Here is a 19784-nt window from a genome sequence, read left to right on the forward strand (position 1 = left end):
GTCCCGGGGGCCGGGCCGTGCTACGGCAGGCGCCAGTCGACGGGCTGCGCGCCCTGGCGGACCAGCAGGTCGTTGGCCCGGCTGAACGGCCGGGAGCCGAAGAAGCCCCGGTCGGCCGACATCGGGCTCGGGTGCGCGGACTCCACCGACGGCACCTGGCCCAGGACCGGGCGCAGGTTGCGGGCGTCGCGCCCCCAGAGGATCGCCACCAGCGGGCCGCCGCGCGCCACCAGCGCCCGGATCGCCTGCTCGGTGACCTCCTCCCAGCCCTTGCCGCGGTGCGCGGCCGGGTTGCGCGGGGCGGTGGTCAGCGCCCGGTTGAGCAGCAGCACGCCCTGCCGCGTCCACGGCGTCAGGTCGCCGTTGGCGGGCGCCGGGTGGCCGAGGTCACGCCCGTACTCCTGGAAGATGTTCACCAGACTGGCCGGGATCGGCCGGACCTCCGGCGCCACCGAGAAGCTGAGGCCGACCGCGTGCCCCGGCGTCGGGTAGGGGTCCTGACCGACGATCAGCACCCGCACCTGGTCGAACGGCTGCTGGAACGCGCGCAGCACGTTCGGCCCGGACGGCAGGTAGGTGCGGCCCGCGGCCAGCTCGGCGCGCAGGAAGTCGCCCATGGCGGCGACCCGCCCGGCCACCGGCTCCAGGGCCTCGGCCCAGCCGGGTTCGACGATTTCGTGGAGGGGACGCGGTGCCATGCCGCCACCCTATCGGCCCAACGTCAGCCGACGATCCGCCCCCTGAGCACCACCAGCCGCGGATCGGCCAGCACCCGGATGTCCGCCCGCGGATCCTCCGCGTAGACCACCAGGTCGGCCGACGCCCCCTCGGTCAGCCCGTCCCGGCCCAGCCAGGCCCGGGCCCGCCAACTGGCCGCGTCCAGCGCCTCGGTGGCCGACAGGCCGGCCTTCACCAGCTCGGCGGCCTCCTCGGCCACCAGGCCGTGCGCCAGCGAGCCGCCCGCGTCGGTGCCGACGAAGATCGGGATGCCCGCGTCCCGGGCCGCACCGACCGTCCGGTACCGGCGCTCGTGCAGCCGCCGCATGTGCGCCGACCAGGCCGGGAACCTGCTCTCACCGCCCGCGGCCAGCCCCGGGAAGGTGGCGATGTTGACCAGCGTCGGCACGATCGCCACCTGGCGCTCGGCGAACTGCGGGATCAACTCCTCGGTCAGGCCGGTGGCGTGCTCGACGCAGTCGATCCCGGCCGCCAGCAGGTCCGGCAGCGACTCCGCGGCGAAGCAGTGCGCCGTCACCCGCGCGCCCTCGGCGTGCGCCGCCGCGATCGCCTCCTTCAGCGCGTCGCCCGGCCAGCAGGCCGCCAGGTCACCACGCTCGCGGTCGATCCAGTCGCCGACCAGCTTCACCCAGCCGTCGCCGCGCCGCGCCTCCCGGCGGACGTACGCGGGCAGGTCGCCCGGCTCGATCTCGTGCGCGTAGTTGCGGATGTAGCGGCGGGTGCGGGCGATGTGCCGGCCGGCCCGGATGATCCGGGGCAGGTCCTCGCGGTCGTCGATCCAGCGGGTGTCGGCGGCCGAACCCGCGTCGCGGATCAGCAGGGTGCCGGCGTCGCGGTCGGTCAGCGCCTGCTTCTCGCTGGTCTCGGCGTCCACCGCGCCGTGCGCGTCCAGACCGACGTGGCAGTGCGCGTCCACCAGGCCGGGCAGCACCCAGCCGGTCACCGTCCGGACGTCCGCCGCGGACACCGGCCGGTCGAAGGTCACCCGGCCGTCGACCACCCACAGCTCGTCCCGGACCTCCTCGGGCCCGACCAGCACCCGGCCCCTGATGTGCAGCACCGCACCGTCGCTCATGAACCGCACTCTACCGAGACCGCTCCGCCCGGCGGCAGAGTGCGATGCGGCAGACTGGCCCGGTGTCCGTCCGTACCCGAAAGGCCGTCGCCATGAGCCCGTTCCTGGACCTCCCGCCGCTGAACGCCGCCCGGTTCGCCGCGATCGAGGACCGGGTGGCGGCGCTGCTGCGCACCTCGTCCGACGTGATCGTCACGCAGGGCGAGGCGCTGCTGCCGCTGGAGGGCGCGATCCGTGGCGCCGCCCGCCCCGGCTCGACCGCGCTCAACATCGTCACCGGCCCGTACGGTCAGACCTTCGGCGGCTGGCTGCGCGACTGCGGCGCCGAGGTGGTGGACCTGGCGGTGCCGTACGACACGGCGGTCTCCGCCGGGCAGGTCGCCGAGGCGCTGCGCGCCCACCCCGCCGTCGACTTCGTCTCCCTGGTGCACGCCGAGGCCGCCACCGGCAACACCAACCCCGTGGCGGAGATCGCCGCCGAGGTGCACCGGCACGGCGCGCTGCTCATGCTGGACGCCGTCGCCTCGGTGGGCGCCGAACCGCTGCTCACCGACGCCTGGGGCGTCGACCTGTGCGTGATCGGCGGCCAGAAGGCGATGGGCGGCCCGGCCGGCGTCTCCGCCGTCGCGGTCAGCCCGCGCGCCTGGGAGCGGATCGCCGCCAACCCGGCCGCCCCACGCCGCTCGTACCTCTCCCTGCTGGACTGGAAGGAGCGCTGGACGGACGCCGGACGCACCGCCCTTCCGCACGCGCCGGCCCAGTTGGAGATGCTCGCGCTGGAGGCCTGCCTGGACCGGATCGACGCCGAGGGACTCGACACGGCCGTCACCCGCCACCGCGCCGCGGCCGCCGCCACCCGTGCCGGAGCCCGCGCGCTGGCCCCGCTCGCCCCGTACGTCCACCGCGACCGCGACGCCGCCCCCGTCGCCACCACCCTGCGCACCCCCGCCGGCCTCGACGCGGCCGACCTCGCCGCGGCCGCCCTGCGCGCCGACCCGTCCGTCCCGCTCCAGGCCGCCGGCGGCACCCTCGCCACCACCGTGCTCCGGGTCAACCACTACGGCCCCGCGGCCACCCTGGACACCGTCCTGGCCACCCTCACCGCCCTGGCCGCCGCCCTCGGCTCCGACCCGGCACCCGCCCGGGAGCGGGCGACGGAGGCCTGGCGGTCGTTCGCGGTCTGATCCCGGGATCCGCGTTCGGACCGGCTTCCCCGTGAGGGCGGGAACCCGGCTCGTTACGGCGCTCACGGCCCGCTGTTCGCCTCCCGGACATCTGGCGGACGGGTCGGCATCACCGGGGTTCGGCAGAGTCGGGGTGCAGAGAAGTTGTCTGTACAACTGATGCACCGTGAGGAGTCGAGAGACGATGGCCCCGTCCCCGTACTGGCTGCGCGACAACTGCCCGTGCACCGCGTGCCGCGACCCGCGCAACGGGCAGAAGCTGTTCCAGATCGGCGAGTTGCCCGACGACCTGGCCGCCGTGCAGGAGACCGAGGAGGCCGGGGCGCTGCACGTGGTGTGGTCGGACGGCCACCGGTCCTCGTACCCGCTCGGCTGGCTGGCCGAGCAGGCCGAGGGCGACGGGCGCACCGAGCGGGGCAAGCGGCTGTGGGCGGCGGCGGACCTCGCCGGCGGGCTGCCGGAGGCGGACTGGGCCGCCTACCTGGCGGATCCGGCCGAGCGGGCGGCGGTGCTGGGGGCCGTCCGGCACCTGGGCTTCGCGGTGCTGCGCGGGGTTCCGGGCGAGGACCGGCAGGTGCTGGCGGTGGCCCGCAGCTTCGGGTTCGTCCGGGAGACCAACTACGGGGAACTCTTCGACGTCCGGGTCGAGCCGGACCCCAACAACCTGGCCTTCACCAGCGCCGCCATCGCCCCGCACACCGACAACCCGTACCGCGACCCGGTGCCGACGCTCCAGCTGCTGCACTGCCTGCGCAACGACGCGACCGGCGGCGACTCCGGCCTGGTGGACGGCTTCCGGGCGGCCGACCTGCTGCGCGCCGAGCACCCCGCCGACTTCGCCGTCCTCACCTCGACCCCGGTCCCGTTCGTCTTCCGCGACCGCCGTACCGAGTTGACCGCCGAACAGCCGCTGATCGGCACCGACCCGCGCGGGCGGATCCGCGAGGTGCGTTTCAACAACAGGTCGATCGGCACCCTGCGGCTGCCCGCCGCCGAGCTGGACGCCTTCTACGCCGCGTACCGCCGGTTCGCCGCGATCACCCTGCGCCCGGAGCTCCGGCTGACCTTCCGGCTCGGGCCGGGCGACTGCCTGGTCTTCGACAACACCCGGCTGCTGCACGCCCGGACGGCCTTCGAGCAGGACGGCCACCGCCACCTCCAGGGCTGCTACGCCGACCTGGACTCGCTGGCGAGCACCCTGGCCGTGCTGCACCGGCGGTCGGCCGCACTGGACACCCTGGAGCGGCTGTTCGAGGGCGAGGGGGCCGCCGAGTACCTGGGCGAGGACGTGACCATGGCGCAGCACATGCTGCAGGCCGGCGCGCTGGCCGAGGCCGCGGGCGCGCCGCCGCACCTGGTGGCGGCCGCACTGCTGCACGACGTCGGCCACTTCAACGGCTCGGGGCTGGAGCTGATGCAGGGCCGGGACAACCGGCACAGCCACAGCGGAGCCGACTGGCTGGGCCGGTGGTTCGGCCCGGCGGTGACGGAGCCGGTGCGGCTGCACGTGGCCGCCAAGCGCTACCTGTGCGCGGTGGAGCCCGGGTACCGGGAGCGGCTCTCGGAGGCCTCCGAGTACACCCTGCGGGTGCAGGGCGGTCCGATGGACGAGCGGGAGGCCGCCGACTTCTCCGCGCTGCCCGGGGCCGTGGACGCGGTGGCCGTGCGCCGCTGGGACGAGCAGGCCAAGGACGCCGACGCGATGGTCCCGTCCTTCGCCCACTTCCGGCCGCTGCTGGCCGAGTTGATGGACTGACCGCGCAGCGGTTCGGCCCGTGACGGCCTCCCGGTGGCAGCTCCCGTGTCATTCTGGACGGGTGGAGTTCCACCACGGCTGACGGGGGGGCTCGGATGACGGCAGCACGACGGCGGAGCGGGACCGGGGGGCCGGCATGAGCTCCTTCGACGTCGGTTTCGTGATGACGGTGAACGCCTTCCTGGTCGCCAACTACGTGGCGGTCAGGCTGTGGCCGTCCGGGCTGCGGGCCACCGTGGCCTACCTGCTGCTGCTGCTGAACGCCGCCATGCTCTGGCTGGTGCACGACGTCGGGTCGGGCTGGGCCCTGCCGGTCACGGTGGTGGTGTCGCTGGTGGCGGCCGGGGTGGCCCTGCGGTCCTCGGTGCGGGAGATGACGGCCCGGATCGCCGTGGTCGACGGGCCGGAGTTCGACCGGCTGGCCGCCGCGGCGGCGGCCGAGGGCCCGCAGGTGTTCGGGCTGTGCGTGGTGCCCAGCGGCGCCCTGATGGTCATCGCGCTGCCCGACGCCGACCACCCGGAGGGCCGGCGGTTCATGCTGCCGCCGGGCGCCGACTGCCACTCCTGCCGGGTGGAGGAGCAGGTACGGGCGCTCCTCGGCGCCGAGAGCGTCCTGGTCACCGAGTACCGCGGCCACCTGCGGGCCGGCCGCAGCAGGCATGCGCTCATCAAGCGCCCCTCAGCGGCCGAGCCGTGGACCGGACGGCTGCGCGACCGCGTCCTGTACCGCGCCCCCGCAGCCGGCCGCCGACCCTCCTGCCCGGTGCACGACGACGTCCTCGGCCCGGGCTAGCGAGGGCCGGGCCGGCGAAGGGCCCGGGCGGGCGAAGGGCCGGGGCGCGGGGCCGGGGCGGCACCGCGCCGCCGGGGCTCACTTCTTGCGGGCGACGGCGCCCCAGTAGTAGGCGGCGGTCGGGTCGGCCGGGGGTTCGCCGTCGGGGCGCCAGGCCATCACCGGGGAGACGCCGGGCTCGACCAGCTCCCAGCCGTCGAAGAACCGGGCGACCTCCTCCCGGGTGCGCGGCACCAGCGTCATCCCGCCCTGCTGGGCGGCGGCGGCGACGGTGGCGACGGTCTCGGGGTCGAAGTCCTGGGTGGGGTGGGTGAGGGCGATGCAGCTGCCGGAGGGGAGCGCGTCGCGCAGCTCGGCGACCTTGCCCCAGGGGTCGTCCGCGTCGGCGATCAGCATCAGGACGGCGATCAGCAGCAGGCCCACCGGCCGGTCGAGGTCCAGGGTGGCGGTGAGCTCCGGGTCGGCGAGCAGCTCGGCGGGCTTGCGCAGGTCGGCGTGGAGGTAGGTGGTGCGGGCGCCGGGGGTGCTCACCATCAGGGCGCGGGCGTGGGCGAGCACGATCGGGTCGTTGTCGACGTAGACCACCCGGGTGCCGGGGCTGACGGCCTCGGCGATGTCGTGGGTGTTGGGGGAGGTCGGGATGCCGGTGCCGAGGTCGAGGAACTGGCGGATGCCGTGTTCCCGGGCCAGGTGGCGGACGGCCCGGCCCTGGAAGGCACGGTTCTCCTTGGCCATCGCGCGGATGCTGGGGATGGCCTCCTCGAAGGCCTGGCCCATCGCGCGGTCGGGGGCGAAGTTGGTCTTGCCGCCGAGCCAGTAGTCGTAGACCCGGGCGGAGTGCGGCGCACTGGTGTCGACTCCCAGGCGTTCCCACTCCCCCTGCTCGGCGGCGGGGTCGTGCTCCGGCTCGGGCAGGGTCGGGACTTCCTGACGTGACGTCACAGCATCATCCCCTAAAGGCAGATCATCACACTGGCCGCCCAGGGTAGCGCGCCGAGTGCCCCATTCTCCCGGGATGCGCGCGAACGGCCCGGCAGGACCGGCCGACCCCGCGGCGGGGTCCACCCGAAGGGCGGCCCGCACGGCGGGGCCGCCGCGGTCCGCGGGCCTCAGTCGTCGGCGCGGGTGTGGCGCGAGAGCGCGGAGGCCGCCAGGGAGTTGTGGACGCTGAAGGCCACCGTCCCAGGCAGGTAACGGTCCTGGGACCACTCCACCGGGGTGCCCGTGGGGTCGGTGGTGCGGCGGCGTTCGCGCAGCAGCGGGCTGCCCCGGCGGCAGCCGAGCAGCCGGGCGTCGTCGGCGTTGGCCGCCACCACGTCGATGGTGTGGTCGGCGTCGGTGAACAGGATGCCGTGCTCGCGCAGCGGCTCGGTGTGCGAGACCACGTCGGCGGGCAACTGGGCGACCACCTCGCCGACCCGGGGCGGGTAGACGGTGCGCTCGACCATCACCGGCGTGCCGGACAGCGTGCGCAGCCGCAGGGTCACGTACACCTCGGTGCCGGGGTCGAGCCGCAGGTGCTCGCGCTCGGCGGCGTCCGCGGGGCGGCGGATCAGCGACTCCAGCCGGCCGCCGGGCTCCTCCCCCATCGAGCGGGCCCAGTGGGTGAAGCTGAGGAGCTCGGAGAAGCTCTGCACCCGGGCGGTGCCGAGGACGACCCGGCGGGTGCCGCGACGCGAGGTGACCAGTCCGTCGGCGCGGAGCATGGCGAGGGCCTGCCGCACGGTGCCACGGGAGACCCCGTACTGCTCGGCCAGCGCGCCCTCGGCGGGGAGCCTGCCGGCCTCGCCGTAGCTGCCTGAGGTGATCGCTTCGCGCAGGTCGGCGGCCACCCGGCGGTAGAGCGAGCCGGCGGCGCGGTCCTGGTCGAGTGCCACGTCGGTCATGGTCCCTCCTGGGGTGGCGGCCCGGGCAGTGGTGTCGCGCGGGACGCCACCGACTGTAGCCGCTGCGGATCTCCGTGGGCGGACGGGATTCGACCGTTCCGGCAGCCGACCCCTGTTCTGGGTCGTCCGTTCACCTTCCCGTCACCGGACTCGGGCGTACTTACCCCCGTCAGCACAAGTTGGCCAGCCAACTTGGCTCAGCGTCAGCTGACCCACCTTCGCGAACTCTCCCCGCCTGTTCACCTCATTCAGGAGAACCACCCGTGACCGTGTACCGCCCTCGTGCCGCCGCCCTCGCGGCCGTGCTGACCGCCGCCGCGCTCTCCCTCTCCGCCTGTGGCTCGGCGGGGACCTCCGCCAAGTCCGGCGACGCCGCCGCCGGTGCGAAGAAGGAGGCCAAGGACGCCACCTCGGCCACCGACCTCGGCGGCATGGACGCCCTGGTCGCCGCCGCCAAGAAGGAGGGCAAGCTGCACGTCATCACGCTGCCCAAGGACTGGGCGAACTACGGCAAGATCATGGACTCGTTCAAGGCCAAGTACGGCATCGAGATCGAGGACGAGAACCCGGACGGCTCCAGCCAGGACGAGATCAACGCGATCACCTCCCGCAAGGGCCAGGACCGCGCCCCCGACGTGGTCGACCTGGGCAGCGCCTTCGCCGTCTCGGCCGCCAAGGACGGCCTGCTCGCCCCCTACAAGGTGGCGAACTTCGACAAGGTGCCGGACACCATGAAGGAGGCCACCGGCCTCACCGTCAACGACTACGGCGGCTACATCTCGATCGGCTGCGACGGCAAGGCCATCCCAGTCTGCCCGAAGACCTTCGCCGACCTGCTGAAGCCGGAGTACAAGGGCAAGGTCGCCCTGAACGGCAACCCGACCAAGTCCGGCTCGGCCTTCGGCGGCGTGTACGCGGCGGCGCTCGCCAACGGCGGCTCGCTCGACAACATCCAGCCCGGCATCGACTTCTTCGCCAAGCTCAAGCAGAGCGGCAACTTCGTGCCGGTCGAGTCGACCCCGGCCACCGTCGAGAAGGGCGAGACCCCGATCTCGATCGACTGGTCCTACCTGAACGCCGGCTACACCGACGAGTTCAAGGGCAAGGGCATCGACTGGCAGGTCGCCGTCCCGTCCGACGGCTCGTACGCCCAGTACTACAACCAGGGCATCAACAAGTGGGCCCCGCACCCGGCCGCCGCGCGGCTGTGGCAGGAGTACCTCTTCAGCGCCGAGGGCCAGAACCTCTTCCTCGGCGGCTACGCCACCCCGTCGCTCTTCGACTCCCTGAAGAAGGACGGCACCCTCGACGCGACGGCCGCCGCCAAGCTGCCGACCGTCGAGAAGCCCTTCACCACCTTCCCGACCCAGGACCAGATCACGGCCGCGAAGAAGGTCGTGACCGAGAACTGGACCAAGGCGATCGCGGGCTGATCACAGACATGACCACGGCTCCCACCCCGGTGCCGACCCCGGCCGCCACTGACGACCTCAGTGGCGGCCCCGGGGCGTCCGGCACCGCAACCCCCTCCCGTTCCCGGGCCCACCGGGCCGGCAGGCGCCGCGGCCCCCGCGGCGGCTCCTGGACGGCGACCCTCCCGCTGTTCGCGTTCTTCGCGATCGCCTTCGGCCTCCCGGCCGTCGCCATCGTGATCGGCGCCTTCACCCTCTCCAGCGACGCGGAGAGCGGCGCCGGCGGCTTCACCACCGCCAACCTCACCGACTCGGTGTCCGGCGCGTACTGGACCGCCCTGGTCAGCAGCGTCAAGCTGTCCGCGCTGACCGCGCTGATCGGCACCCTGGTGGGCCTGCCGATCGCCCAGGCCGTGGTCACCTCCCGGTTCCGGATGCTGCGCGAGGCGGTGCTGACCGCCTCCGGCGTGCTCGCCAACTTCGGCGGCCTGCCGCTCGCCTTCGCCTTCGTGGCGACCCTGGGCAACGCCGGCGAGCTGACCAAGCTGTTCCACCTGACCGACCACGGCTGGACGCTCTACAGCTTCACCGGCCTGACCGTGGCCTACCTGTACTTCCTCATCCCGCTGATGGTGCTCACCATCACCCCGGCCCTGGACGGCCTGCGGGTCCAGTGGCGCGAGGCGGCGCAGAACAACCGGGCCACCGGCCTGCAGTACTGGCGGTACGTCGCGCTGCCGATCCTGCTGCCCTCGCTGCTCGGCGGCTTCGTGCTGCTGTTCGGCAGCGCCTTCGCGGCCTACGCGACGGCCGCCGCGATGGTCGGCGCGACCGTCCCCCTGATCAGCCGCCAGATCGCCGACGCGCTCTCCGGCAACGTGCTGGTCGGACAGGGCAACCTCGCGCTCGCCCTCAGCCTCGACATGATCATCGTCGCCGTCGTGGTGATGGCGATCTACCTGCCCCTCCAGCGCCGGAGCGCCCGATGGCTCAGCTGACCTCCCGCTCCCGGCTCCGCCGGATCCAGCCCGGCCGCGGCATCGTGCTGCTGGTGGCGGCGCTGTACTTCCTGATCCCGATGGCCGCCTCCGTGTGGTTCTCGATCAGCGACAAGAACGGCATCGGCTTCCAGGCGTACACCGGCCTGCTCGGCGCCGAGGGCTTCACCGACAGCCTGTGGCTGACCCTGAAGCTGGCGCTGGCCACCGTCGTGCTGCTCCTGCTGCTGCTGGTGCCCGCGATGATCGCCGCCCGGCTGGGCTCGCCCCGGCTGCGCACCGTGCTCGAAGTGCTCTGCACCCTGCCGCTGGTGGTACCCCCGGTGGCCCTGACGGCCGGCATGATCGGCGTCCTGCGCTGGGGCCCGGACTACCTGATGGACACGCCGTTCTTCCAGACCTTCGTGTTCATCCAGCAGCCCGAGTTCCCGATCGTGCTGGTGCTCGCGTACGTGCTGATGGCCCTGCCGCTCGCCTACCGCGCCCTGGACGCCGGACTGCGTTCGGTGGACGTCCGCACCCTGGTCGAGGCCGCCCGCAACTGCGGTGCGAGCTGGCCGCGCTCGGTCTTCACGGTGATCCTGCCGAACCTGCGCGGCGCGCTGCTGAACGCCTCCTTCCTCACCCTCGCGCTGGTGCTCGGCGAGTTCACCGCCGCCTCGATCCTCGGCTACCAGCCCTTCCCGGTCTGGATCTACGCGGTCGGCAACAGCCAGGGCCAGATGTCCGTCGCGGTCTCGGTGCTCAGCCTCCTGATCACCTGGGTCCTGCTGCTCCTGCTGGCCGCGGCCGGCCGCGAGCGCCGCCACCAGCCCGCCCACTCCTGAACCACCAGCGGAGACAACCCCCATGACCACGGTTACCGCCCCCGCCGCCGGCGCGCCGCTCGCATCCGGCAGCGCGACCGTCGAATTCCGTTCGCTGCGCCGCTCCTTCGGCGCCACCACCGCGCTGGACGGCCTGGACCTGGCCGTCGAGCCCGGTGAGCTGCTCGCCCTGCTCGGCCCGTCCGGCTGCGGGAAGACCACCGCCCTGCGGATCCTGGCCGGCTTCGAGCAGCACGACTCGGGCCAGGTGCTGGTCGACGGCGAGGACATCACCAGGATCCCGGCGCACCGCCGGGACGCGGGCATGGTGTTCCAGTCGTACAGCCTCTTCCCGCACCTCACCGCGGCCGACAACGTCGCCTTCGGGCTGCGGATGCGGGGGGTCGGCAAGGCCGAGCGCCGCAAGCGCGCCAAGGAGCTGCTGGAGCTGGTCGGCCTGCCGCAGCACGCCGACCGCTACCCGCACCAGATGTCCGGCGGCCAGCAGCAGCGCATCGCGCTGGCCCGCGCGCTGGCCCTGCAGCCCCGGGTGCTGCTGCTCGACGAGCCGCTCTCGGCGCTCGACGCCAAGGTCCGGCTCAACCTCCGCGAGGAGATCCGCCGTCTGCAGCAGGAGCTGGGCATCACTACCCTGTTCGTGACCCACGACCAGGAGGAGGCGCTGTCCATGGCCGACCGTGTCGCGGTGCTGCGCAGCGGCCGGCTGGAGCAGTGCGCCGCGCCGTCCGAGCTGTACGCCCGTCCGGCGACCGCGTTCGTCGCCGAGTTCGTCGGCACCATGAGCCGGATCCCGGCGATCCGCTCGGGCGAGGGGGTCGAGGTGCTCGGCCGCCGCCACGCGGTGGACGGCGCGATCCCCGCCGACGGTCCGCTGGACGTCCTGGTGCGGCCGGAGAACGTCGCGCTGCGGCCCTCCGCCGGCGGCCCGGCCCAGGTGGTCGGGGCGTCCTTCCTGGGCGCCGTCACCCGGCTGACCGTCCGGCTGGCCGACGGGACCACGGTCAAGGCCGACCTGGCGACCGAGCTCGCCGCCGCCCTCCCGGTCGGCTCCCGGGCCGACCTCGCCCTGCCGGAGCGGCCGGTGCTGGTCGACCGCCGCCCCTCCTGAGCGGCCGGTCCCGGTCGACCGCCGCCCTCCTGAGCGGTCGCACGACCGGGCCACCGCTCCCCGCCGATCTCCACCCGAAGGTACCGCCATGCCTGACAACCCGATTCCGCACCCCGCCGCCGTCCTGTTCGACATGGACGGCACCCTGGTCGACACCGAACACCTCTGGTGGCAGTCGGCCGCCGAGCTGGCCGTGGAGCTCGACCTCACCCTCACCGACCGGGACCTGCCCGAGGTGCTCGGCCGCGCGGTCGAGCACACCGCCGCCCACCTGCACCGCGCGAGCGGTACCGGGCGGCCCGAGCAGGAGCTGGTCGAGCGGCTGAACGAGTCGTTCAGCCGCAAGGTCGCCGCCGAGGTGGTGCCGCGGCCCGGGGCGCTGGCCCTGCTGGCCGCGCTCCAGGGCGCCGGGGTGCCGACCGCGCTGGTCTCGGCCTCCCCGCGCCGGGTGGTGGAGCTGGTGCTCGACGGCATCGGCCGGCAGTGGTTCAGCGTGACTCTGGCCGCCGAGGACACCCCGCGCACCAAGCCCGACCCGGCCCCGTACCTGGCCGCCGCCGCGCGGCTCGGCCTCGACCCCGCGGACTGCGTGGCCGTCGAGGACACCCCGACCGGCGTCGCCTCGGCGCACGCGGCCGGCTGCGCGGTGCTGGCGGTGCCCTCGACCGTCCCGATCCCGGCCGCCGAGCGGATCACCCTGCTGGAGAGCCTGGAGCAGGCCGACCTCGGCCTGCTCGCGGGGCTCACCGCGGCCCGGCCGCTCTGATGCCGTACCTGTTCCTGGCGCTGGCGATCGCGAGCGAGGTGTGCGCCACCGGCTGCCTCAAACTGACCGAGGGCTTCACCCGGCTGTGGCCGAGCCTGGGCGTCGGGGTCGGGTACGCACTGTCCTTCGCGCTGCTCGGCCGTGCGCTGCGGCACATACCGGTGTCGGTCGCGTACGCCGTCTGGTCCGGTGCCGGCACGGCCGCGGTGGCCGGTATCGGCGTGGTCGCGTTCGGCGAATCCCTGGGCCGGGCCCAGTGGTTGGGCATCGCGCTGGTCATCGTCGGGGTGGTGGTGCTGAACCTGCGGGGCAGCCACTGACCGGCCCGGGCCGTGGTCACCCGACGCGTCGTCGGGTGACCAGGTTGCCGACCACCAGGAAGACCACGGCGGCGATGCCGTAGTCCAGCAGGATCTGCAGCACCCGGCTGGAGACCGCGAACAGCCCCCGGCTCCAGGCGGCGAGCCAGTCGGCGGCGTGGTGGATCCAGGAGACCACCGTGTTGCCCGGGTCGGCCTCCAGCAGGTCGAGCACGATCCACACGATCAGGATGCCTGCGACGACGTGGGCGAGCGTTCTGACGGCTGATGTGAGTCCTCTCATGCCCCGCGCCTAACCCGGCACGCGGCCGGCAAACACGCCGGTCCTCGACGCGAGTTACCGCAACTCCCGACGGCCGGTCACACCCTGTTCATCCGAAGTCCGCCGCGGCTAGAGTGAATTGAGTCAGTTGTACAGTCAACTCGACTCAGCCGCACCGGACTTGGCGCGGCGGACAGGACCCCCGTGGCGACAGGATCCTCCCTCGTCCTCTCCACACCCCCCAGCCCGGCCGAAGGCGACCGGCTCACCTTCCACTGGACCACCGACGCACCCGACGCCAAGAACTGGGTGGGCGTCTACGACGGCACCCGGCAGCCCGGCACCGGCTCCTCGCTGCTGTGGAAGTACACCCCGGGCGGCTCCGGTGACGTCCAGCTGGACACCTCGGCGCTGACCGGCGGCCCGTACACCGCGTACCTGCTGGCCAAGGACGGGTACGGGATCCTCGCCCAGACGGCACCGTTCAGCTTCCGGCCCAAGCCGGTCTCCCCCCGTCCGCACGCCGCCGTCGACGCGCTCACCGCCACCCGGGTCGCGCCCGGCGCGGCGGTGAGCATCAAGCTGGGCGGCCTGTGGATGCGCTCCTCCGGCGCGCCGACCTTCCGGAAGATCGCGGGCGACGCCTGGCTGTCCGTCGCCGCCGACGGCACGGTCGCCGGCACCGCGCCCGCCACCGCCCCCGCCGATCCGTCCGTGCTCACCGTCGGGGTGAAGGACGCCGCGGGCAACACCGACACCGTCACCGTGCAGGTCCCGGTCGTCACCGCGGCCGCCCCGCTGCGGCTCAAGACCGCCGCGTGGAACCTCTGGGACGCCGGCACCCACGTCGACGACGGCCTGGAGAAGCAGCTCCGGGCGATCCTCACCCAGGGCCTCGACGTGGTGGCCCTCCAGGAGACCGCGGGCACCGCCGCCACCGCGCTGGCGACCGCCCTCGGCTGGTACGCCCACCAGTCCGCCGGCAGCGTCGGCATCGTCAGCCGCTACCCGCTCACCGCGGTCACCGGCACCACCGCCGCCCTGCCCGCCGCCGGCGTCACCCTCCAGCTGCCGGGCGGCCGGAGCGTGCGCTTCTGGGCCGCCCACCTGAACGAGTCGGACTACGGCCCGTACGCCGTGCAGGACGGCCGCACGGCGGCCGCGACGGTGGCGAGCGAGAGCGCCTCCACCCGGGGCCAGCAGGCCACCGCACTGGCCACCGCCGTGAAGGCCGACATCACCGCCGGGAAGGCCGTGGTGCTGGCCGCCGGCCTGGCCTCGCCCTCGCACCTGGACTGGACCCCCGCCACCGCCACCGCGCACAGCGGCGTCACCGCGCTCGCCTGGCCGGTCACCGTGGCACTGCAGAACGCCGGCCTGACCGACGCCTACCGCCTCGCCCACCCGGACCCGGCCGCCTCCCCGGGCACCACCTGGTCGCCGACCCGCAAGGTCCGCGCCGGCAAGGCCGAACCGCAGGACCGGATCGACCAGGTCCAGTTCGCCGGCCCGCTGACCCTCCTGGAGGCGCACACCCTGGCGACCGGCTGGCCGCAGCCCGACCCGGGCACGGCCGCCAACGAATGGCCCTCGGACACCGCCGCCGCCGTCGCCACCTTCACCCTCTGAGAGGCCGACCGATGACCCCCCAGCTCAGCCGCCGCACCTTCGTCTCGGCGACCGCCGCCGCCGGCGCGGCCGCCGTGGTCGGCCTGCCGGACACCGCCGCGGCCGCGGCCCCGGCCGCCACCGGCACCGTGGCCGACGTGAAGCACGTGGTGATCCTCATGCAGGAGAACCGTTCCTTCGACCACTACTTCGGCACCCTCAACGGCGTCCGCGGCTTCGGCGACAGGCAGGCCCTGCAGTTCCCCGACGGCGGCAACGTGTTCCGCCAGCCCGACGCCGGACGCAGCGACGGCGGCGTGATGCTGCCGTACCGGATGGACACCACCAAGTACAACGCCCAGAACGCGGCCGGCCTCGCCCACGACTGGGCCACCGGCCACCAGGCCGTCAACAACGGCGCCATGAACAAGTGGATCGCCGCCAAGGGCGAGCGCACCATGGGGTACTTCACCCGCGCCGACATCCCCTACCAGTACGCGCTGGCCGACGCCTTCACCCTCTGCGACGCCTACTTCTGCTCGCTCGCCGGGCCGACCGACCCCAACCGCCTCTACCTCTGGACCGGCACCAGCGGCCCCGGCCGGGACGGCACCACCGGCCCGTGGATCGACAACACCCCGGTCACCGACAACCCCGTCGCCGACTGGACCACCTACGCGGAACGGCTCCAGGCCGCGGGCGTGAGCTGGCGGGTCTACCACAACCCCAGCAAGGACGACCGCACCGGCGACTACGACGACAACGCGCTGTCGTACTTCAAGCAGTTCCACAACTTCCCCGCCACCGACCCGCGCTACGTCAACGCGATGACCAAGTTCGACCCCGCGGCGTTCGACCGGCACTGCAAGGACGGCACCCTGCCGACGGTCTCCTGGCTGGTCGCGCCGTACCTCTTCTGCGAACACCCCAACGCCAGCCCCGACTACGGCGCGTACTGGGTGGACACCGCCCTCAAGTCGCTGATGTCCAACCCGGACGTCTGGCAGCACACCGTCTTCCTGGTCATGTACGACGAGAACGACGGCTACTTCGACCACATGGTCCCACCCACCCCCGAACCCGGCACCCCCGAGGAGTACACCCAGGGCCGGGCGATCGGCCTCGGCAACCGGGTCCCGCTGTGGGTCGCCTCCCCCTGGTCCCGCGGCGGGTACGTCAACTCCCAGGTGTTCGACCACACCTCGGTGCTGCGCTTCCTGGAGGTGGTGACCGGCGTCCAGGAACCGAACATCTCCGCCTGGCGCCGGGCCGTCTGCGGCGACCTGACCAGCTGCTTCGACTTCACCGCGCCGGACCACTCCGTCCCGGCCCTGCCCGACACCGTCGCCCTGATGGCCAAGGCCGACGCCAACGCGAGCCTGCCCGCCGTCAAGCTCCCCGCCGTCGGCGCCCAGGCGCTGCCGCCGCAGGAGCCCGGCGAGCGCCCCCACCGCAGACTGCCCTACGCCCCCGGCGCGGACGTCACCGTCGACCGCACCACCGGCGCCGTCACCTGCACCCTCACCAACACCGGCACGGTGGCCTTCCCGTACACCGTGTACCCGAACATCGTGTACGCCTTCGCGGGCACGCCGTACACGGTGGCCCCGGGCGCCACGAAGACGTACACCTGGGACGCCGCGGCGACCGACGGCCGCTACGACTTCACCGTCCACGGCCCCGACGGCTTCGTCCGCCGGTTCGCCGGCTCGGTGGTCCGCGCCGGCCAGGACGACATACCGGTGCCCGCCGTCACCGCGACCGTGCGGAGCGGCAAGGTCTGCCTGCGACTGTCCAACGGCGGCGCGACGGCCGTCTCCTTCACCGTCACCCCCAACGACTTCGGCGGCCAGCCGAAGACCGTCTGGGCCGCCCCCAACTCCTCGGCCATCGTGGACTGGCCGCTCAACCAGGGCCGCTACGACATCACCGTCACAGCCGCCACCGGCACCCGCTTCACCCGCCGCTACGCGGGCACCGTGCACTGACGGGTACTCCCGACGCCCCCGCCGCCCGACGGTGGCGGGGGTGCCTGCCCGTAGGATCGCCGCAGGTCGGCGGTGTACGGGCGGAGGGACGGTCGCGGTGGGGCGGCATCTGGTCGAGCGGATGGAACACCACCAGGTCGCCGTCTACCTCGGCGCGCTGGCCGCCGGGGCCGCCCTCGGCCTGGCCGTGCCGGCCGCGGGGCCGGGGCTGGAGCAGGCGGTCAACCCGTTGCTGGCCGCCCTGCTGTTCGTGACCTTCCTCCAGGTGCCGGCGGCCGAGTTGCTCCGCTCGCTGCGCGGGGGCCGTTTCCCGGCCGCCGTCCTGGTGGTGAACTTCGCGGTCGTCCCGGTGGTGGTGGCCGCGATGTTCCCGTTCCTGCCGGACGACCGGGCGGTGCGGCTCGGGGTGCTGCTGGTGCTGCTGTGCCCCTGTGTGGACTACGTGATCGTGTTCAGCGGTCTGGCCGGCGCCGACCACCGCCGGCTGCTGGCCGTCACCCCGGTCCTGCTGGTGGTGCAGCTGGCACTGCTGCCGGTGTTCCTGCGCCTGTTCCTCGGCCCCGGGCTGGACGAGGTGGTGGCCGTCGGCCCGTTCCTGACGGCCTTCGCCACCCTGATCGCCGCGCCGCTCGCCGTGGCCTGGGCCTGTCAGGCCTGGGCGGCCCGGCGCCCGACCGGACGGCGGGCCACCGAAGCGGCGGGCACCACGATGGTCCCGCTGATGGCGGCCACCCTGCTGGTCGTGGTCGCCTCCCAGGTCCCCCGGCTCGGCGGCAGCCTGGGCGACGTGGCCGCGGTGATCCCCTGCTACGTCCTGTTCCTGCTGGTGATGGCCTTCGCCGGCCGCGCGGTGGCCCGCCTGTTCCGCCTCGGCTCCCCCGCCGCCCGCGCCGTCGTCTTCACCGGCGCCACCCGCAACTCGCTGGTCGTCCTCCCGCTCGCCCTCGCCCTCCCCGGTGACCTCGCGGTGGCGGCGGTCGTGGTGGTGACCCAGACCCTGGTCGAGGTCCTCGGCATGGTGGCCTACGTGCGCCTCGTGCCCCGGCTCGTCCCGGGTGCCCGGGCCACCACCCCCTAGGGGCGCGTCGCAACGGACCAGCGGGACCGTCAGACGTCGGCGATCAGCGCGTACCGCTCGTCCGGCACCGGGCCGCCCCACAGGTCGACGACGCCGCCGAGCGGTTCGGTCCGCAGCTCCCGAACCAGCGGCCGCACGGCGGCGGCCAGGTCGTCCGCGGTGATCCCGCCGTTCCACGGGAGCGACTCGGCCCCGGCCACGTACGGCGCCGCGGCCTGCCCGGACTCCCGCCAGCGGCCCTCGACCAGGACCAGCCGGCCGCCGGGCCGCAGCCGCCCGACCCAGCCGCGCAGCGCGGCGACCGGGTCGGGAAGCGTCCACACCAGGTGGCGGCAGAGCACCAGGTCGAACGCTTCCTCGCCGGTGGGCGGCGCGGCCGCGTCGCCGACCAGGAACCGTCCCGGCAGCCCGGTGGCCGCCAGCTTGGCACGGGCCCGCTCCACCATCCGCGGCGCCAGGTCGACCCCGGTCACCCGGTGCCCCGCCGTGGCGAGCAGCAGCGAGAGCGAGCCGGTGCCGCAGCCCACGTCGAGGACGTCGGCCGGACCGGCCGGTGCCCAGGCGTCGAGCAGCCGGGCCCAGGCGGCTCGGGTGGCCGCGGCCCGCAGGCCGTGGTCGGGTTCGTCGTCGAAGGCGGGCGCGGCGGCGTCCCAGTACGCGGCGATGGCGGCGGCGGGGTCGGTCATCGGACCATCCTGGCAGCCGCCACCGACACCCGGAACCACGTCGCGGCGCACCACCCGGCGGCCGTAGTCTCGGCCGTTCGGAACACCAGAGGTGGGGGAACCATGCTGTCTGACACCGCAGTACGCGCCGTCAACGCGCTGACGGCCCGCTGGGCCCGGAGCGCCGCTACCAGCGGCGGGACGGTCTTCTCGGCCGCCGGCCTGTGGCCGCTGCTCGCCGCGCTCGCGGACGGCGCCGAGGGCGCGGCCCGCAAGGAGCTGGCCGACGCCGTCGGAATACCCGCCGAGGACGCCGCGCGCCATGCCCACGACCTGCTCACCGCCCTGGGCGGCCTCCCCGGCACGGCCGCGGCGATCGGCCTGTGGACCCGCCCCGACCTGGCGGTCTCCCCCGACTGGACGGCTCGGCTGCCCGCCCACGTCCACCAGCGGATCGCCGAGGTCGACCCCCAGCGGCACCTGGACGCCTGGGCGGCCCGGCACACCGACGGTCGGATCGACCGCTTCCCCGTGACCGTCGACGAGAGCACCCGACTGGTGCTGGCCGGCGCCCTCGCCGTCCGCACCGAGTGGATCCGGCGGTTCTTCCCGGCGACGCTGTGGCCCGCGACGGGTCCGTGGTCCGACCGTCAGCTCGCGGCCCTGGGCCGCACCACCGCGCTCCTCGACCGCCTCGGCGTCGCCGACACCGCCGCGGGCACGGTGTCCGAGCTGCGGGTCCTCGGTACCGGTGGCATCGACGTCCACCTGCTGCTCGGCGAGGAGCCGGCCCGCCCGGGGGACGTCCTCACGGCCGGGATCGACCTCCTCCACCGCCGGTACCCCCGGGTGTCCGGCGACGTGCTGCCGTACGGGAGTCCGGGCCCGGGCGTCCAGGTGCGGCGGGAGGGGAGCTACGAGCCCGAGTCCACCCTGACCGTCCTGACCCCCGGCTTCACCGTCGCGGCCCACCACCAACTGCTGGAGGACGCCGCCTGTTTCGGCCTCGCGACGGCCTCCGACGACAGCCGGGGACACTTCCCGGGCATCACCCCGGGCTTCCCGCTGGCCGTGCAGTCCGCGGCCCAGTCCGCGACGGCCACCTTCGGGGCGACCGGCTTCCGCGCGGCGGCGGTCTCGGCGGTCGCCGCGGCGGCGGGCAGCGCGGCGTGGCTGCCGTACGTGGTCCGCGCGGTGCGCTTCACGGTCGACCGGCCGTTCGGCTTCCTCGCCGTGCACCGCACCTCCCGCCTGGTCCTCACGGCGGGCTGGGTCGAGCAGCCCGACGAGCCGCAGGACCAGTGGTCGTGACCGCCGTGA

At 74.2% G+C, this 19784-nt stretch carries 19 protein-coding genes; 13 read left to right on the top strand and 6 right to left on the bottom strand.

Features of this window, described 5'->3' with window-relative positions; all coding sequences use genetic code 11:
- Nucleotides 1-20: 20 nt before the first annotated feature.
- Nucleotides 21-698: a uracil-DNA glycosylase gene (locus ACIOFR_RS11305; RefSeq protein WP_400994961.1), complete on the bottom strand. Its 678-nt coding sequence runs from the start codon at nt 696-698 to the stop codon at nt 21-23.
- A 23-nt stretch (nt 699-721) separates the two neighbouring features.
- Nucleotides 722-1813, bottom strand: a complete 1092-nt coding sequence (locus ACIOFR_RS11310) for an amidohydrolase family protein (protein ID WP_400994964.1) — start codon at nt 1811-1813, stop codon at nt 722-724.
- A 92-nt stretch (nt 1814-1905) separates the two neighbouring features.
- Between ACIOFR_RS11310 and ACIOFR_RS11315 the strand changes: the two genes are divergently transcribed.
- The 3 genes from ACIOFR_RS11315 to ACIOFR_RS11325 all read left to right on the top strand — a co-directional run bounded on the left by ACIOFR_RS11315 (nt 1906) and on the right by ACIOFR_RS11325 (nt 5546).
- Complete coding sequence (locus ACIOFR_RS11315; protein ID WP_400995334.1) at nt 1906-2997, top strand: pyridoxal-phosphate-dependent aminotransferase family protein; 1092 nt, start codon at nt 1906-1908, stop codon at nt 2995-2997.
- 184 nt (nt 2998-3181) lie between these two features.
- Nucleotides 3182-4753, top strand: a complete 1572-nt coding sequence (locus ACIOFR_RS11320; RefSeq protein ID WP_400994967.1) for a TauD/TfdA family dioxygenase — start codon at nt 3182-3184, stop codon at nt 4751-4753.
- A gap of 136 nt (nt 4754-4889) precedes the next feature.
- Nucleotides 4890-5546 (top strand): hypothetical protein, encoded by a 657-nt coding sequence (locus tag ACIOFR_RS11325; RefSeq protein WP_400994970.1) that lies wholly within the window; start codon nt 4890-4892, stop codon nt 5544-5546.
- A gap of 78 nt (nt 5547-5624) precedes the next feature.
- Here the strand turns inward: ACIOFR_RS11325 and ACIOFR_RS11330 are convergent, their stop codons facing one another.
- Entirely contained in the window at nt 5625-6488 is an 864-nt protein-coding gene (locus ACIOFR_RS11330; protein ID WP_400994972.1) for an SAM-dependent methyltransferase, read from the bottom strand.
- A 167-nt stretch (nt 6489-6655) separates the two neighbouring features.
- Entirely contained in the window at nt 6656-7432 is a 777-nt protein-coding gene (locus ACIOFR_RS11335) for a GntR family transcriptional regulator (RefSeq protein WP_400994975.1), read from the bottom strand.
- Nucleotides 7433-7695: 263 nt separating this feature from the next.
- Here ACIOFR_RS11335 and ACIOFR_RS11340 point away from each other — a divergent pair, with 263 nt between their 5' ends.
- From ACIOFR_RS11340 to ACIOFR_RS11365, 6 genes are all read left to right on the top strand, one after another.
- Nucleotides 7696-8865, top strand: a complete 1170-nt coding sequence (locus ACIOFR_RS11340; RefSeq protein ID WP_400994978.1) for an ABC transporter substrate-binding protein — start codon at nt 7696-7698, stop codon at nt 8863-8865.
- An 8-nt stretch (nt 8866-8873) separates the two neighbouring features.
- Nucleotides 8874-9842 (top strand): ABC transporter permease, encoded by a 969-nt coding sequence (locus ACIOFR_RS11345; RefSeq protein ID WP_400994980.1) that lies wholly within the window; start codon nt 8874-8876, stop codon nt 9840-9842.
- Nucleotides 9830-10669 carry an ABC transporter permease gene (locus ACIOFR_RS11350; RefSeq protein WP_400994982.1) on the top strand — a complete coding sequence of 280 codons (840 nt, stop codon included), beginning with the start codon at nt 9830-9832 and terminating at the stop codon, nt 10667-10669. The genes ACIOFR_RS11345 and ACIOFR_RS11350 overlap by 13 nt, the downstream gene beginning before the upstream one ends.
- 22 nt (nt 10670-10691) lie before the next feature.
- Entirely contained in the window at nt 10692-11777 is a 1086-nt protein-coding gene (locus ACIOFR_RS11355; RefSeq protein WP_400994985.1) for an ABC transporter ATP-binding protein, read from the top strand.
- A gap of 88 nt (nt 11778-11865) precedes the next feature.
- Nucleotides 11866-12543 carry an HAD family hydrolase gene (locus tag ACIOFR_RS11360; protein ID WP_400994987.1) on the top strand — a complete coding sequence of 226 codons (678 nt, stop codon included), beginning with the start codon at nt 11866-11868 and terminating at the stop codon, nt 12541-12543.
- The gene (locus tag ACIOFR_RS11365) at nt 12543-12863 is read left to right on the top strand and encodes a DMT family transporter (protein ID WP_400994989.1); all 321 of its coding nucleotides are present in this window, start codon (nt 12543-12545) and stop codon (nt 12861-12863) included. Before ACIOFR_RS11360 ends, ACIOFR_RS11365 begins: the two co-directional genes overlap by 1 nt.
- Nucleotides 12864-12879: 16 nt before the next feature.
- Here ACIOFR_RS11365 and ACIOFR_RS11370 read toward each other — a convergent pair whose 3' ends face one another.
- A complete protein-coding gene (locus ACIOFR_RS11370; protein ID WP_400994992.1) occupies nt 12880-13146 on the bottom strand; it encodes a hypothetical protein in 267 nt (88 codons plus the stop codon).
- A gap of 183 nt (nt 13147-13329) precedes the next feature.
- Here ACIOFR_RS11370 and ACIOFR_RS11375 point away from each other — a divergent pair, with 183 nt between their 5' ends.
- The 3 genes from ACIOFR_RS11375 to ACIOFR_RS11385 all read left to right on the top strand — a co-directional run bounded on the left by ACIOFR_RS11375 (nt 13330) and on the right by ACIOFR_RS11385 (nt 17799).
- Nucleotides 13330-14754 (top strand): endonuclease/exonuclease/phosphatase family protein, encoded by a 1425-nt coding sequence (locus tag ACIOFR_RS11375; protein ID WP_400994995.1) that lies wholly within the window; start codon nt 13330-13332, stop codon nt 14752-14754.
- Between the two features lie 11 nt (nt 14755-14765).
- Nucleotides 14766-16721 carry a phosphocholine-specific phospholipase C gene (locus tag ACIOFR_RS11380; RefSeq protein ID WP_400994997.1) on the top strand — a complete coding sequence of 652 codons (1956 nt, stop codon included), beginning with the start codon at nt 14766-14768 and terminating at the stop codon, nt 16719-16721.
- A 121-nt stretch (nt 16722-16842) separates the two neighbouring features.
- Entirely contained in the window at nt 16843-17799 is a 957-nt protein-coding gene (locus ACIOFR_RS11385; RefSeq protein WP_400995000.1) for a bile acid:sodium symporter, read from the top strand.
- Nucleotides 17800-17828: 29 nt separating this feature from the next.
- On the opposite strand, the gene ACIOFR_RS11390 is transcribed toward ACIOFR_RS11385, so the two are convergent.
- Complete coding sequence (locus ACIOFR_RS11390; RefSeq protein ID WP_400995003.1) at nt 17829-18485, bottom strand: class I SAM-dependent methyltransferase; 657 nt, start codon at nt 18483-18485, stop codon at nt 17829-17831.
- A gap of 102 nt (nt 18486-18587) precedes the next feature.
- On the opposite strand from ACIOFR_RS11390, the gene ACIOFR_RS11395 reads away from it, so the two are divergent.
- Nucleotides 18588-19775, top strand: a complete 1188-nt coding sequence (locus ACIOFR_RS11395; protein WP_400995005.1) for a serpin family protein — start codon at nt 18588-18590, stop codon at nt 19773-19775.
- Nucleotides 19776-19784 lie beyond the last annotated feature (9 nt).

This window comes from Kitasatospora sp. NPDC088346 (assembly GCF_044740765.1).
Classification (GTDB): Bacteria; Actinomycetota; Actinomycetes; order Streptomycetales; family Streptomycetaceae; genus Kitasatospora.

Bases quoted from the DNA above. Each gene is read 5' to 3' on its own strand.
- ACIOFR_RS11305 (WP_400994961.1), bottom strand. From the start codon at position 698: ATGGCACCGCGTCCCCTCCACGAAATCGTCGAACCCGGCTGGGCCGAG.
- ACIOFR_RS11310 (WP_400994964.1), bottom strand. From the start codon at position 1,813: ATGAGCGACGGTGCGGTGCTGCACATCAGGGGCCGGGTGCTGGTCGGG.
- ACIOFR_RS11315 (WP_400995334.1), top strand. From the start codon at position 1,906: ATGAGCCCGTTCCTGGACCTCCCGCCGCTGAACGCCGCCCGGTTCGCC.
- ACIOFR_RS11320 (WP_400994967.1), top strand. From the start codon at position 3,182: ATGGCCCCGTCCCCGTACTGGCTGCGCGACAACTGCCCGTGCACCGCG.
- ACIOFR_RS11325 (WP_400994970.1), top strand. From the start codon at position 4,890: ATGAGCTCCTTCGACGTCGGTTTCGTGATGACGGTGAACGCCTTCCTG.
- ACIOFR_RS11335 (WP_400994975.1), bottom strand. From the start codon at position 7,432: ATGACCGACGTGGCACTCGACCAGGACCGCGCCGCCGGCTCGCTCTAC.
- ACIOFR_RS11345 (WP_400994980.1), top strand. From the start codon at position 8,874: ATGACCACGGCTCCCACCCCGGTGCCGACCCCGGCCGCCACTGACGAC.
- ACIOFR_RS11350 (WP_400994982.1), top strand. From the start codon at position 9,830: ATGGCTCAGCTGACCTCCCGCTCCCGGCTCCGCCGGATCCAGCCCGGC.
- ACIOFR_RS11355 (WP_400994985.1), top strand. From the start codon at position 10,692: ATGACCACGGTTACCGCCCCCGCCGCCGGCGCGCCGCTCGCATCCGGC.
- ACIOFR_RS11360 (WP_400994987.1), top strand. From the start codon at position 11,866: ATGCCTGACAACCCGATTCCGCACCCCGCCGCCGTCCTGTTCGACATG.
- ACIOFR_RS11365 (WP_400994989.1), top strand. From the start codon at position 12,543: ATGCCGTACCTGTTCCTGGCGCTGGCGATCGCGAGCGAGGTGTGCGCC.
- ACIOFR_RS11370 (WP_400994992.1), bottom strand. From the start codon at position 13,146: ATGAGAGGACTCACATCAGCCGTCAGAACGCTCGCCCACGTCGTCGCA.
- ACIOFR_RS11380 (WP_400994997.1), top strand. From the start codon at position 14,766: ATGACCCCCCAGCTCAGCCGCCGCACCTTCGTCTCGGCGACCGCCGCC.
- ACIOFR_RS11385 (WP_400995000.1), top strand. From the start codon at position 16,843: ATGGAACACCACCAGGTCGCCGTCTACCTCGGCGCGCTGGCCGCCGGG.
- ACIOFR_RS11390 (WP_400995003.1), bottom strand. From the start codon at position 18,485: ATGACCGACCCCGCCGCCGCCATCGCCGCGTACTGGGACGCCGCCGCG.
- ACIOFR_RS11395 (WP_400995005.1), top strand. From the start codon at position 18,588: ATGCTGTCTGACACCGCAGTACGCGCCGTCAACGCGCTGACGGCCCGC.